This is a genomic window from Aquabacterium sp. TM01 (assembly GCF_057808345.1).
The window spans coordinates 1,638,348-1,652,218 of record NZ_AP046529.1; the positions used below are offsets into that span (position 1 = coordinate 1,638,348).

The window sequence follows — 13,871 nt, forward strand, 5'->3', positions numbered from 1 at the left end:
TGTCCTGATCTTTTACCGTCTGCGTTGTCTGCATGGATGAACTCATAAAACAACTGTCCACCATTCTCAGGGGGATGTGGAAGTATCGGCGCCTTGGGGTGGCCGCTTGCTGGGTGGTGGCGCTGGTTGGGGCAGTGATGGTTTTCCTGATGCAGGACCGTTACGAAGCTTCTGCTCGGGTGTATGTCGACACGCAAACCATCTTGCGTCCGCTGATGTCGGGGCTGGCTGTGCAGCCCGACGTTGAGCAGCAGGTGGCCATGCTCAGCCGTACCCTGATCAGTCGCCCCACGGTGGAAAAGCTGATCCGCACGGCCGACCTCGACCTGGGGACGCGCTCCAAAGCAGCACAGGACGCGCTCGTTGACGAGGTGATGAAAAGCATCCAGATTCGCATGGCGGGTCGCGACAACCTCTACACGCTGGCCTACCGCGATGACACCCCTGAGCGTGCCCAGCGGGTGGTGCAGGCGCTGATGACCATCTTCGTCGAGTCGAGCATGGGGGCGTCTCGTACCGACTCCGACACCGCACGCCGCTTTCTGGACGAGCAGATCAAATCCTACGAAGGCAAGCTGATCGAGGCAGAAACCCGCCTCAAAGAGTTCAAGCTGAAAAACATTGCCTTGCAGTCGCAAGGTGACATGGATGCCGCCGGGCGGGTGTCCGACATCGCCAGCTCGCTCAGTGCCGCGCGCCTGGAGTTGCGCGAAGCAGAAAGCGCACGCGACGCAGCGCGGCGTCAACTCGAGTTGGCTCGCTCCGCTGCGCCCAAGCTGTCTGACCCGACCACCCACGTTGCCACCCCCGAGATCGATGCGCGCATCGAAGCACAGCGGCGCAACCTCGACGACCTCCTGCAACGCTACACCGATCAGCACCCGGATGTGACGAACGCACGTCGTCTGATCCGTGAACTGGAAGAGCAAAAGCGTCGCGAGATTGCGGCCTTGCGTCAGGCCGCCGCCGGCTCGCCCAAGTCGGTGTACGTCGATGCATCTCCTGCGGTCATGGAGTACAGCCGGACCTTGGCTGCCGCCGAGTTGCAAGTGGCCTCCTTGCGGGCCCGCGTCGGCGAGTACGCCGGCCGTGCATCCCGTGCGCAGGAGCAGATGAAGGTGGCGCCGCAGGTCGAGGCGGAGCTGTCCCAGCTCAACCGTGACTACGAGATTCACCGCAAGAACTACAACGACTTGGTGTCCCGTCGCGAGTCGGCCAACCTCTCAGGCCAGTTGGAGAACGCTTCCAACTTCGCCGACTTCAGAGTGATCGACCCGCCCCGCGCAGTCAACAAGCCGGTGGCGCCCAATCGCCTGCTGCTGCTGCCGCTGGCACTGTTGGCCGGCTTGGCCGCTGGTTTGGGCCTCACCTTCTTGCTCAGCCAGGTGCGTCCGGTCTTCTTTGAAGCGTCGGCCTTGCGTAGCGCCACCGATCTGCCCTTGCTGGGGGTGGTGTCGCTGGTCACGGGCCCGGCCTACCGGCAGGCTGAGCGCCACAGCCTGAAGCGCTTTGCAGCGGCCTTGGTGGCGCTGGTGGCATTGTTTGCGATGGGTATGGCCATACTGGCTTACCAAACGGGCTCCTTCAGTTGATTGACCATGTCCAATTCCATTGAAAAAGCAGCCCAGCGGCTCGAACAACTCCGACAGGCGGGTGCCCAGATGCCAGCGGCAGCTGTCGCATCTGCGTCGCCTGTCTCGGCACCAGAACCTGCCCCTGCACCCGAGCCTGTCCGAGTTCAGCCGGCAGCCGAGGCGGCGTCTTCCAGCCGGCCGCGCATGGCAGCGTCGGTGGGCAGCAAGGTCGTTCAGCTCGATTTTGAGCGTCTCACGGCGGCCGGTTTTGTCACGCCCAATGCCCCACGCTCAATGGTGGCCGACCAGTTCCGCGTCATCAAACGGCCGCTGATCGATAACGCCACAGGCAAGGGCGCATCGGTCGTTCAGAGCGGCAACCTGATCATGGTCACCAGTTCCATGCCGGGGGAGGGCAAGAGCTTCACCGCCGTCAATCTGGCCTTGAGCATGGCCATGGAAATGGACTACACGGTGATGTTGGTGGACGCCGATGTCGCGCGTCCGTCGATCATGAAGGTGCTGGGTTTGCCGCCAGGCCCGGGCCTGCTTGACCTCTTGGTGGACGACAAGTTGGAGATGTCGCAGGTGCTGCTGCGCACCAACATCGAGAACCTGACCCTGTTGCCGAGCGGTTCGCCTCATGCGCAGGCCACCGAGTTGCTGGCCAGCGCGGCCATGACCGATCTCGTCGATGACATGGGTAAGCGCTACAGCGACCGCATCATCATTTTCGATTCCCCGCCGCTGTTGCTGACCACCGAATCCCGCGTGCTGGCCACCCACATGGGGCAGATCGTCATGGTCGTGCAGGCTGAAAAGACCCTGCAGTCCCAGGTCAAGCATGCGCTCTCGACCATTGAGTCTTGCCCGGTCAAGCTGATGGTTCTCAACCAGGCCCGCAGCTCGGACCAGGAGGCCTATGGCTACGGTTATGGCTATGGTTACGGCTATGGTCAAGGGCAGCGCGAAGCCGTGGCCGAAGCCGAGGTGCAATCATGAAGCGCTGGCACCGCTGGTGTTGCGGTGCCGCGCTCGCCGCACTGGGTCCAGCCTGGGCCCAGTCCGACGCGCCACCGCAAGCCGCCCTCTGGGTCGAGCCACGCATCGATTTGCGTATGACCGCTACCGACAATGCCCAGCTGCGGGCTGGTCAGGCTCAAAGTGAGCAGACCCTGGAGGTCAGCCCCGGCATCCGCGTGGTCACCAACCAGGCGCGGGTCAAGGGTTTTTTTGATTACGCACTCAGTGGTCTGTATCGTCTGCAGAACACCGGGGGTGACGACCTCCAGCATCGCCTCAACACCAATGCGCAGATCAACGCCATCGACAACTGGGCGTTTGTGGATGTGACCGGCAACGTGTCGCAGCAACTCATCTCGGCCTTTGGCCCCGTGGCCGGGTCACCGACGACGAACGCCAACCAGACTCAGACCGCCACCTACAGCGTCTCGCCCTATGTGCGAGGGCAGTTCCCTTCCAACGTGACCTACGAGGCACGCTACCGCGTGCAGGGAACCAAGAGCAAGTCCAATGCACGCAGTGACTCTGACACCAAAGGTTGGTCAGGGCGCCTCGCGCGTCAGGTGGGGGCGGCCGGCTGGTCGCTGTTGGCTGACCAACAGAAAGTCGATTACGACCAGGGTCGCTCGACCGAGTCCAACTCCGTGATTGGGCGGTTTTCCTATGCCTGGTCGCCGCAGTGGATCACGGGGCTGACCGTTGGGCAGGAAACCAACGATGTGCTCACGCCCGAAAAGAAGAGTTATTCAAATTACGGCGTGGACCTGACTTGGCGTCCGTCTGACCGCACCACACTGTCAGCGGGCGTGAACGACCGTTACTTCGGCAGGGGGCACAACCTGTCGTTCGAACACCGTGCGGCGCGTGTGGTGGTGCGCGTGTCCGATGTTCGCGACGTGTCGACCTCGCCGAACGCTAATGTCAATGCGTCGCTTGGCACGCTGTACGACCTGCTCGATGCGCTGTACATCACGCTGGAGCCTGATCCGATCAAGCGGGCTCAACTGGTGCAGGCTGATCTGCGAAGCCGTGGTTTGCCCGGCAATCTGCTGGTCAGCCAGTCCTTCCTCGTGTCGCAGGCCACCTTGCAGCGCCAACAACAGCTCTCGGTGCTGATGACAGCGCGTCGTGGCACCTTCACTGCGAGCTACGCGCGTGGTCATAGCAACCGCTTGCTCAATAACCTGACCCTGGGCGATGACTTCGACACCACCTCCCAGGTCAAGACAGAGACCTTGAGTTTTCTGTATGCCCACCGCCTGACGCCCGTGACCTCGGCCAATGCCTCGTATGCGCTGCAACGCAGTCAGGGCGATCTGGATACCCAACGCAACTCGCAGTACACGCTGTCCCTGGGCATGAGCACCCAACTGGGGCGTCGTACCTCCGGCAGCGTCCAGGTGCGTCGGCTCCACTCCAACAGTGGCTTGAACCCGTACTCCGAGAACGCGCTGGTCGGCAACATCCTTCACCGTTTCTGACCCATGTATGAAGCTTTCTACGGGTTGAACAGCAAGCCTTTTCAGCTCAACCCCGACCCCAGTTTTTACTTCGGCAGCAAACCTCACCGCCGCGCACGCGCCTACCTCGAGTACGGAGTGATGCGGGCCGAGGGGTTCATCGTCATCACCGGTGAAGTCGGGGCTGGCAAAACCACCATCGTGCGCGGTCTGCTCGACAGCATTGACCCTCACACCATGGTGGCCGCGCAACTGGTCAGCACCCAACTGGGCGCCGAAGACACCCTGCGCCTGGTGGGCGCCGCATTTGGCGTGCAGGTGAGAGATGCGTCCAAGGCCGAGTTGCTGATGGCGCTCGAAGCTTTCTTCATCACGCAGCTGACCCAAGGCAAGCGCTGCCTTCTCATCGTCGATGAGGCGCAGAACCTGCGTCCGCAAGCGGTTGAAGAGCTGCGCATGCTGTCCAATTTCCAGCATGGCAAACAGGCCTTGCTGCAGACCTTCCTGATCGGGCAGCCCGAGTTTCGCAACATCCTGCAAAGCCCCGACATGTTGCAGCTGCGCCAGCGCGTCACGGCCAGTTGCCACCTGGGGCCGATGAACGGCGAGGAAACACAGGGCTACATCGAACACCGCCTGCGTTGCGCCGGGGCGATCGACAAGCCCACCTTTGATGCAGACGTATTCGCCGGGATTTATGAGCAATCGGGCGGAATCCCGCGTCGCATCAATGCCTTGTGCGATCGCCTGATGCTGCATGGCTTCCTGTCCGAGGTCACGCATTTCACTGTGCCTGTGCTCAGCGAGGTGTTGGCGGAGATTCAGGAAGAGTTGACCGCCCCGCCTCTGGAGCAGGTCTCGGCGGCCGCAGTGCTTCAGGCGGCGCCTGGGCTGCACAAGGAGGCTGCGGATGTCGACATTGACCTGGACAGCAGCGATCTGAAGGCTCTGGAGGAGCAGCTGTCACGCCTGACCGCCGGCCAACTGAGCGCCCATCTGCTGCGCATTGAGCGCAGTGTGCTGCGCCAGGAGCGCTTGAGCATCGAGATCCTGTCCGCACTGCAAAGAATCGCCACAGGCAAGGGGCAATCGTGAGCATGCCGGCAGTTCCTCTGGTCAATGCGCTGACCATCGACGTCGAAGATTACTTCCAGGTGTCCGCCTTTGCGCCCTACATCCAGCGCGCCGATTGGGATGCGCGGGAATGCCGGGTCGAGCGCAATGTCGGTCGCATCCTCGACATGCTGGCCGCACAGAACACCCAGGCCACGTTTTTCACACTCGGCTGGATCGCCCAGCGCTATCCCCATCTGGTGCGCCGCATCGCCGACGAGGGCCATGAGGTGGCCAGCCACGGGTACGGTCACGAGCGGGTCAGCGACCTGACGCCCGAGGCGTTCGCGCACGACATCCGCACGGCCAAGCACCTGCTGGAGGACATCGCCGGGGTCGCCGTCACGGGTTACCGGGCCCCCAGTTTTTCGATCGGGCAGGGCAACTTGTGGGCGCTTGATGTGCTGCAGCAAGAAGGCTATCGCTACAGCTCCAGCATCTACCCGATCCAGCATGACCACTACGGCATGCCCGATGCACCCCGCTTCGCGCACCGCATTCGCGAGGACCTGATCGAGGTGCCTCCGACCACCTTGCGCATGTTCAACCGCAACCTGCCCTCCAGCGGGGGTGGTTACTTCCGGCTGTTTCCGTATGCGCTGTCGCGCTGGATGCTGCGCCAGGTCAACAAGAACGACCAGCAGCCCGCCATTTTCTATTTCCACCCGTGGGAGATCGACGCCGCGCAACCGCGTGTGGCCGGCATCGACGCGCGCACCCGTTTCCGCCACTACGTGAACATCCCGCGCATGGAGCAGCGTCTGCAGCGCCTCTTGCAAGATTTTCAATGGGGACGCATGGACCACATTTTCCTGAAGCGGGCTCACAGCGGGGTACAGCGTGTCTGAGGTGACGAGCTTGCAGGTGTCGCGCCTCGATGCGCGACAGGCCGACTGGGTGCAGCGTTGGGACGCGTTCGTGTTCGCGCACCCCAAGGCCACGTTCTTCCACCGGGCGGGCTGGCAGCAGATCATGACCGAGGTGTTTCGCCACCCGACGCATTTTCTGTACGCCCACCGGGGTGATGTCATCGAAGGCGTGTTGCCGATGGCCCAGGTCAAGAGCCGCCTGTTCGGCAATGCCCTGACCAGTCTGCCCTTTGCGGTGTATGGCGGTGTTGTGGCCCACTCCGATGCCGCCGCCGAGGCGCTGGAGGCCGAGGCCATGCGATTGGCGCAAAGCCTGGATGTGGACCACCTGGAGATGCGCTACCTGCAGTCCGGCCGCCACCCGGAATGGCCGACGCAAGATCTGTACGTCACCTTCCGCAAGGAGATTTTGCCCACGGAAGATGAAAACATGCAGGCCATTCCGCGCAAGCAGCGCGCCATGGTCCGCAAGGGCATCAAGAACGGCTTGAGCGCCCAGATCGACCCGCATGTGGATCGATTTTTCGACCTGTATGCCGACAACGTGCACCGTCACGGCACTCCCGCGCTGTCCAAACGCTACTTCCAGCGATTGATGGAGGTGTTCGGGCCAGATTGCGAGGTGCTGACGGTGTCCAGCGCCGAGGGCAAGCCCCTCAGCAGCGTGCTGACCTTTTACTTCCGCGACGAAGCACTGCCTTACTACGCGGGCGATGACCTGGCGGCGCGCGACTTGGCCGCCAACGACTTCAAGTACTGGGAACTGATGCGGCGCGCCTGCGAGCGTGGCTTGAAGGTGTTCGACTACGGGCGCAGCAAGCAGGGCACAGGGCCGTACGCCTTCAAGAAGAACTGGGGCTTCGAGCCCATCCCGTTGCGCTACGAGTACTGCCTCTACAAGCGCGACGCCATTCCGCAGAACAACCCGTCCAACGCCAAGTACAAGCTCCTGATCGAGACTTGGCGGCGCATGCCCATTGGTCTGGCCAACTGGTTGGGCCCGTTCATCGTGCGCAATCTGGGCTGATATGGCGAACATCCTGTACCTGGTGCACCGGATGCCGTACCCGCCGAACAAGGGCGACAAGGTGCGCTCTTACCACTTGCTGCGCCACTTGCAGCGGCATCACCGGGTGTTCCTGGGCACGTTCATCGACGACCCGGAAGACGTCGCGCATGTGCCGGCACTTCAGGCCCTGTGCCCCGACCTCCATATCGAGCAGTTGAACCCTCGTAGCACGAAGCTGCTCAGCGCCCGCGGGCTGCTGACGGGCCGCTCTTTGTCTGAGACGTACTACCGCCATGCGGGTCTGCATCGCTGGGTTCGCAAGGTGCAGGCCGAGCACAAGCCGGTCGCCACGGTGGTGTTCTCGGGCGTGATGGCGCAGTTCGCTACCCCCTTGCTGCCTCAGGTGCCGATGCTGGTCGATTTCGTCGATGTGGATTCCTCGAAGTGGGCGCAGTACGCACCCGAGCACCGCTGGCCGATGTCCTGGCTGTACCGCCGGGAAGGCGCCCGTTTGCTGGCTTATGAACGCGAGGTGGCACAGCAGGCACGGCAGTCGTTTTTCGTGACACCGAACGAGACAGCCTTGTTCCAGTCGCTGGCGCCCGAGGTCGCGGACCGGGTTCAATCGATCAGCAACGGCGTCAATGCCGATTACTTCAGTCCTCAGGCGGGCAGTGCGTCGCCGTTTGCGGCGGACGAGGTGCCCGTGGTGTTCACGGGGGCGATGGACTACTGGCCCAATGTGGATGGCGTGTGCTGGTTTGTCGGGCAGATGTTGCCTGAATTGCTGCAGCGTTGGCCGCAACTGCGGTTCTACATCGTGGGCCGAAACCCCACAGCGCAGGTCAGGGCCTTGGCCGGGCCGCAGGTGGTGGTCACGGGTACGGTGCCCGATGTGCGCGGCTACCTGCAGCATGCAGCGGCGGTGGTGGCGCCCCTGCGGGTGGCGCGCGGCATCCAGAACAAGATCCTGGAGGCCATGGCCATGGAGAAGCCAGTGGTCACCGTGCCTTCATGCGCTGATGCGATCGGTGCGGGTTTTGAGTTCGGCGTGGTACGGGCGGCCACCGCGGCTGAGTTCGTGCAGGCAATCGACTTGCTTTTACTTGCTCCGGAAAAGACGACCGAATTGGGACGGGCTGCCCGGCAGTTTGTGCTCAAGCACTTCAGCTGGGAGGCGCACCTGTCTGCCCTGGATGCCTGGTTGCCGCCGCAAGTGTCAGAAGGTGAGGGGCGCCCATGATGAAGACCTCGGTGTGGCGAGTGTCCTTGCTGATGCTCTTGGCCCTGTGGGCGGCCGTGCTGGTGCTGTATTGGCCCACAGCGTCGGCCATGGCCACCATCTGGTGGCGCTCGGACACCTACGCACATGGACTCGTGGTGCCGCCCGCCGCCGTTTGGCTGATGTGGCGCAAACGCGCGCAGTTGGCGACCGTGACGCCCAGCCCGACGGTGTTGGGCCTGTTGGGCATGTTGGGTGCGGCCTTGCTGTGGCTGGCCGGTGACCTGGTGGCGGTCAATGCGGTCACGCAGTTTGCCTTCATGGCCCTCATCGTGTGCGCGGTGCCCGCTTTGCTGGGTTGGCAAGTCACGCGGATGCTGATGTTTCCGCTGCTCTATCTGTTCCTGGCCGTGCCGGTGGGCGACTTCATGCTGCCCCATTTGATGGAATGGACGGCCGATTTCACGGTGGCGGCACTGCGCCTGAGCGGCATCCCCGTCTATCGGGAAGGCTTGCAGTTCATCATCCCCAGCGGCAGTTGGTCGGTGGTCGAGGCCTGCAGCGGCATCCGCTACCTGGTGGCGTCCTTCACGGTGGGCTGTCTGTTTGCGTACATCAACTACCAAAGCCTGCGCAAGCGACTGCTGTTCGTGGGCGTGGCCATTCTCGTTCCCTTGGTCGCCAACTGGCTGCGGGCCTACATGATCGTCATGCTGGGCCACCTGTCGGGCAACACGCTGGCCACGGGGGTGGACCACCTGGTTTACGGCTGGGTGTTCTTTGGCGTGGTCATCACGATCATGTTCATGATTGGTGCACGCTGGGCCGACCGTGAGCCCGTTGCACCTGCAGCACTCCATGCCCCGCAGTCCGCCGTTGCGGGGGCGGTGGGCGCGCGCTGGGGGATCAGCGCCGTGCTGGCCTTGCTTGCGCTGGGTGTACCTCATGTCCTGAACTGGCAGTTGCAAGAGCGGGTTCAGCAAGGCGAGGTGCAGTTGCAGGCGCTGGCGGCGCAAGCAGGCTGGCAGGCTACGACGCCACCGGCGGGCTGGGTTCCCGCGTACGAGGCCGCCAATGCGATGTCCCATTCGGGGTGGGCGAGCCCCTCGGGCGAACGCGTCGGCATGCACGTGGCGTACTATCGCGCCCAGAACTACGAGCGCAAGCTGGTCAGCTCCACCAATGTGCTGGTGCGCAGCAAGGATGAGGCCTGGGCGCAGGTCTCGGGAGGAACCGCCCACACTCAGCTGGGCTCGGATCCGTTGACCGTGCAACGCGCGGAGTTGCGTGCGCAAGGCTCGGTCTTGAATGCCGATTTGCAGCGTCTGGTAGCCTGGCAGTTCTTCTGGGTCGACGGCCGTGTCACGGCCAGTCCGATCCAAGCCAAGTTGTGGGGAGCTTGGCAAAAATTCAAAGGGCAGGGTGACGATGGCGCCATCGTGGTGATCTATACCCCCGCCAGCGAGGGCGCGGCTGAGGCCGTGTTGCAGACTTTTGTGCGCGATCAGGGGGGGGCCTTGCTGGCCGCTTTGAGCGCCACCCAATCTCGACAGTGAACCATGTGCGGTATTTCAGGGCTGTTTGACACTCAGGGCCGACGCTCGTTCGACCCCGCGCTGGCGCAGCGCATCAACGATGTGCAGGCACATCGCGGCCCGGACGAGGCCGATCTGTACTTCGAGCCCGGGCTGATGTTGGGCCACCGGCGTCTGTCGGTGATTGACCTGGCCACCGGCCAGCAGCCCTTGTTCAACGCCGATGGCACTGTGGGCATCGTCTTCAACGGTGAGATCTACAACTTCCAGTCCTTGCGCACGGAACTCGAAGCTCTGGGACATGTGTTTCGCACTCGTAGCGATACCGAGGTCATCGTTCAGGCCTGGATGGCTTGGGGGCCTGAGTGTGTGCATCACCTACGGGGCATGTTCGCCTTCGCCATCTGGGACCAGAGGCAGCAGACGCTGTTCATGGCGCGCGACCGCATGGGCGTCAAGCCCCTGCATTACGCCTTGCTTCCGGATGGCACGCTGGTGTTCGGCTCGGAACTGAAGGTCATCACGGCGCACCCGGATTTTGAGCGCCAGATCGATCCGCAGGCCGTGGAAGACTATTTCGCCTTGGGCTATGTGCCCGATCCGCGTTGCATCTATCGCCAGGCCCACAAGCTGCCGCCGGCGCACACGCTCACGTGGCGACGCGGCCAGACCGGTCTGCCTGCGCCCCAGCCTTATTGGGATGTGCACTTCACCCTGGACAACCCCATCTCGCAGGCCGATGCCGAAGTCGAGTTGCGTGAGCGCGTCCGTGAGTCGGTGCGCTTGCGCATGATTGCGGACGTGCCATTGGGGGCCTTCTTGTCGGGCGGAGTCGATTCCGGCGCCGTGGTGGCCACCATGGCGGGCTTGTCGACGCTGCCGGTGCGCACTTGCGCTATCGGCTTTGACGATCCGCAGTTCAACGAGTCGGCCTTCGCCCAGATGGTGGCCGACCGCTACCACACTGACCACCGGCTGGAGATCGTCCAGAGCGACGACTTTGACCTGATCGACACCCTGGCGCGTCTGTACGACGAGCCCTTTGCCGACAGCTCGGCCTTGCCCACCTACCGTGTGTGCCAGATGGCCCGCAAGCATGTGACCGTGGCCCTCTCGGGCGACGGCGGTGATGAGAGCCTGGGCGGCTATCGCCGCTACCGCATGCACTTGGGCGAGGAGCGGGCGCGCCAGTCTTTGCCACTGGGGGTGCGCCAATCGGTGTTCGGCCCCCTGGGCCGGTGGTATCCCAAAGCCGACTGGGCACCACGCCCGCTGCGTGCCAAAACCACCTTTCAGGCCTTGGCGATGGATTCGGCCGAGGCGTATCAGCACAGCATGTCGCGCCTGCGCACGGAGCAGCGTAGCGCGCTGTTCAGCGAGTCGTTTCAGCAGAGTCTGGGCGGCTATCAGACCGTCGACCTGTTCCGTCACCACGCGGCTCAGGCGAACACCGATGACCCGCTGGCCCTCATCCAGTACCTGGACTACAAGACCTGGCTGGTGGGCGACATCAACACCAAGGTGGACCGTGCGGGCATGGCACATTCACTGGAGGTGCGCGAACCCTTGATGGACCACGAGCTGATCGAATGGCTGGCGACCTTGCCAAGCGCGCTCAAAATTCAGGGCAGCGAGGGCAAGTACGTGTTCAAGAAGGCCTTTGAGCCTTTGCTGCCGCACGATGTGCTGTATCGCCCGAAGATGGGCTTTTCGGTGCCACTGGCGCGCTGGCTGCGCGGCCCTCTGGCGCAGCGCATGAGCGAGTCGGTGCTGAGCGAGCGCATGCTCGACAGCGGCTACTTTCAGCGCGATGCGCTGGAGCGCATGGTGCAGGGCCACCTGAAAGGCCAGGCCGATCATTCGGATGCACTGTGGGCCCTGATCATGTTTGATGCGTTCTTGCGTGTCAGCCACCAGAGCGCGTGAGGCAGAACGTGTCTGTGCTTCCCCTGGTCACGGTCGTCATGCCGGTGTTCAACGCCTCTGCCACGTTGGCGCAGGCCTTGAACAGCGTCCTCTGGCAGGGCTATGAGGCCATCGAGATCATTGCGGTGGACGATGGCTCCACCGATGACTCGCGCGAACTGCTGGCCGCGTATGGCGACGCGGTGCGTGTGCTGCATCAACGTAAGCAAGGCCCGGCTGCGGCGCGCAATCTGGCACTGCAACATGCCCAGGGCGAGTACATCGCCTTTGTGGACGCTGATGACGTGTGGCTACCCGGCAAGCTGTTGAGCCAGGTGGCTTACCTGCAAGCCCATTCCGACGTGTCGGCCGTGTTCGGACGCTTCATGCGCTGGGAGGCCTCGACGCAAGAGGGGCGGTTTGTCGAGCCTCCGCTGCGAGCAGCATATGAGGAGGCTGCAGTCCGTTGGCGAGACCAGGCCGAACTGTTCAAGACCACCTCGCTGCAGGGTAATCTGTACGCAGACCTGTTGCTCGACAGCGTGGTCCACATCATCACGGCCCTCGTGCGCCGCTCGGCGATCGACGATGTCCAGGGTTTCGATGCCAGCCTGAATACAGGCTCAGACTACGACTTCTGGCTGCGCCTGTCCCGCGCACATCGCATTGACCAACTGGATGACTGCGTGGCCTGGTACCGCATCCATGCGCAGAGCATCACCCGACAGCCTTGGCCGCAGAACGCCGAGTACATCATCCTCTTGCGCACCTTGGCACAGCATGGGGCGCGTGGGGCCGACGGGCGGGCAGTGTCCGACCTCGAGATCCAGCGTCGCCTGTTCGGCATTGCCTTTGGGCATGGGTATCTGCATTTCTGGCACGGCCAGTCGGTCCATGCGCGGCGTGCCTTTGCGCAGGCACTGTCGCATTCGTTCTGGCATCCGAAGCTGTGGGTGTACTGGGTTTTGACGTTCTTGCGCCCGGGTCATCCGGTTGCCAAGGGGAGCTGAGCCATGCGAGCACCGTCGCCCCGCGCCCCCATCCGCCTGATGCACTTCGTCTACAGCTTCCACATGGGCGGGCTGGAGAACGTTGTCATCCAGTTGATCAATCGCTTGCCCTCCGATGAGTACCAGCACTGCCTGGTGTCGTTGACCGACATGGGCGACTTTGTAGACCGCATCCAGACGCCGGGTGTCGAGCGCGTGTCGCTGCACAAGCCACCCGGGCATGCGATTCCGCTGTATCCGGCGCTTTACCGTCTGTTTCGCCGCTACCGGCCGGATGTGTTGCACACCTGCAATCTGGCAGCGCTGGAAGTGGTGCCGTTGGCGTGGCTGGCGCGGGTGCCGGTGCGCATCCACGCCGAGCATGGGTGGGACGCCAGTGATCCCAAGGGACAGAACGTCAAGTTCCAGCGCCTGCGCAAGCTGTACCGGCCGTTTGTGAGCCACTATGTCTCGGTGTCGCAGGATCTGGATCAGTACCTGGATCAGCGCATAGGCGTGCCCTCGGAGCGTCGCACGCTCATTGCCAACGGGGTGGACACGGCGCAGTTTTCACTGGCCGCCGACGTGAAGGTGATGCCGGAGGGCTGCCCCTTCGAGCCGGGGCGACACTGGCTGATCGGAACGGTGGGACGCTTGCAGACCGTGAAGAATCAGCCGCTGCTGGCGCGGGCCTTTGTGCGTTTGCTGGAGCTGTCCCCAGCCGCTCGCGAGCAGGCTCGCCTGGTCATCGTCGGCGAGGGGCCTTTGCGTTCCGAGGTCGAGCGCATCCTGTCCGGGGCGGGTGTCAGCCATCTGGCCTGGCTGCCTGGCGCACGGGCCGATGTGGCCACGCTGCTGCAGTCGCTGGACTGCTTTGTCCTGCCCTCTGAAACCGAAGGCACCTCGTGCACCTTGCAAGAAGCCATGTCCTGTGGCTTGCCCTCGGTGGCCACCGCAGTGGGCGGCACGCCCGATCTGCTGACCGAAGGACTCACCGGTCGCTTGGTGCCCTCGGGCGATGCCGAGTCGATGGCCCAGGCCTTGATGCACTATATGTTGAACCCGCCACAAGCCCGCCAGCATGGGTTGGCGGCACGCGCTCAGGCGCAGCGCGACTTTGGCATGGATGCCATGGTCGGCCACTACGACAGATTGTTCCAAAGCAGTTGACC

The 13,871-nt window shown here is 63.3% G+C and carries 11 protein-coding genes; all 11 read left to right on the forward strand.

Features of this window, described 5'->3' with window-relative positions; translation table 11 throughout:
• The first annotated feature begins 32 nt into the window (after nucleotides 1-32).
• Genes AC3WW4_RS07605 through AC3WW4_RS07655 form a run of 11 tightly spaced genes read left to right on the forward strand, consistent with a single transcriptional unit; the run spans nucleotide 33 to nucleotide 13,869 of the window.
• A complete protein-coding gene (locus AC3WW4_RS07605; RefSeq protein ID WP_488827778.1) occupies nucleotides 33-1,592 on the forward strand; it encodes an XrtA system polysaccharide chain length determinant in 1,560 nt (519 codons plus the stop codon).
• A gap of 6 nt (nucleotides 1,593-1,598) precedes the next feature.
• A complete protein-coding gene (locus tag AC3WW4_RS07610; protein WP_488827779.1) occupies nucleotides 1,599-2,576 on the forward strand; it encodes an XrtA-associated tyrosine autokinase in 978 nt (325 codons plus the stop codon).
• Nucleotides 2,573-4,078: a TIGR03016 family PEP-CTERM system-associated outer membrane protein gene (locus AC3WW4_RS07615; RefSeq protein WP_488827781.1), complete on the forward strand. Its 1,506-nt coding sequence runs from the start codon at nucleotides 2,573-2,575 to the stop codon at nucleotides 4,076-4,078. The genes AC3WW4_RS07610 and AC3WW4_RS07615 overlap by 4 nt, the downstream gene beginning before the upstream one ends.
• A 3-nt stretch (nucleotides 4,079-4,081) precedes the next feature.
• Nucleotides 4,082-5,152 carry an XrtA/PEP-CTERM system-associated ATPase gene (locus AC3WW4_RS07620; protein WP_488827782.1) on the forward strand — a complete coding sequence of 357 codons (1,071 nt, stop codon included), beginning with the start codon at nucleotides 4,082-4,084 and terminating at the stop codon, nucleotides 5,150-5,152.
• Nucleotides 5,153-5,154: 2 nt separating this feature from the next.
• Entirely contained in the window at nucleotides 5,155-6,018 is an 864-nt protein-coding gene (locus AC3WW4_RS07625) for an XrtA system polysaccharide deacetylase (protein ID WP_488827783.1), read from the forward strand.
• Nucleotides 6,011-7,066, forward strand: coding sequence for a FemAB family XrtA/PEP-CTERM system-associated protein (locus AC3WW4_RS07630; protein WP_488827784.1), 1,056 nt, complete (start codon nucleotides 6,011-6,013; stop codon nucleotides 7,064-7,066). The genes AC3WW4_RS07625 and AC3WW4_RS07630 overlap by 8 nt, the downstream gene beginning before the upstream one ends.
• 1 nt (nucleotide 7,067) lies before the next feature.
• On the forward strand, nucleotides 7,068-8,291 hold the full coding sequence (locus AC3WW4_RS07635) for a TIGR03087 family PEP-CTERM/XrtA system glycosyltransferase (protein WP_488827785.1): 1,224 nt from the start codon (nucleotides 7,068-7,070) through the stop codon (nucleotides 8,289-8,291).
• On the forward strand, nucleotides 8,288-9,826 hold the full coding sequence (gene xrtA / locus AC3WW4_RS07640) for an exosortase A (RefSeq protein ID WP_488827786.1): 1,539 nt from the start codon (nucleotides 8,288-8,290) through the stop codon (nucleotides 9,824-9,826). Before AC3WW4_RS07635 ends, xrtA begins: the two co-directional genes overlap by 4 nt.
• Before the next feature lie 3 nt (nucleotides 9,827-9,829).
• Nucleotides 9,830-11,731: an XrtA/PEP-CTERM system amidotransferase gene (locus AC3WW4_RS07645; protein ID WP_488827787.1), complete on the forward strand. Its 1,902-nt coding sequence runs from the start codon at nucleotides 9,830-9,832 to the stop codon at nucleotides 11,729-11,731.
• 8 nt (nucleotides 11,732-11,739) lie between these two features.
• On the forward strand, nucleotides 11,740-12,720 hold the full coding sequence (locus AC3WW4_RS07650; RefSeq protein ID WP_488827788.1) for a glycosyltransferase: 981 nt from the start codon (nucleotides 11,740-11,742) through the stop codon (nucleotides 12,718-12,720).
• A 3-nt stretch (nucleotides 12,721-12,723) separates the two neighbouring features.
• Nucleotides 12,724-13,869 carry a TIGR03088 family PEP-CTERM/XrtA system glycosyltransferase gene (locus AC3WW4_RS07655; RefSeq protein ID WP_488827789.1) on the forward strand — a complete coding sequence of 382 codons (1,146 nt, stop codon included), beginning with the start codon at nucleotides 12,724-12,726 and terminating at the stop codon, nucleotides 13,867-13,869.
• The last annotated feature ends 2 nt before the right edge of the window (nucleotides 13,870-13,871 follow it).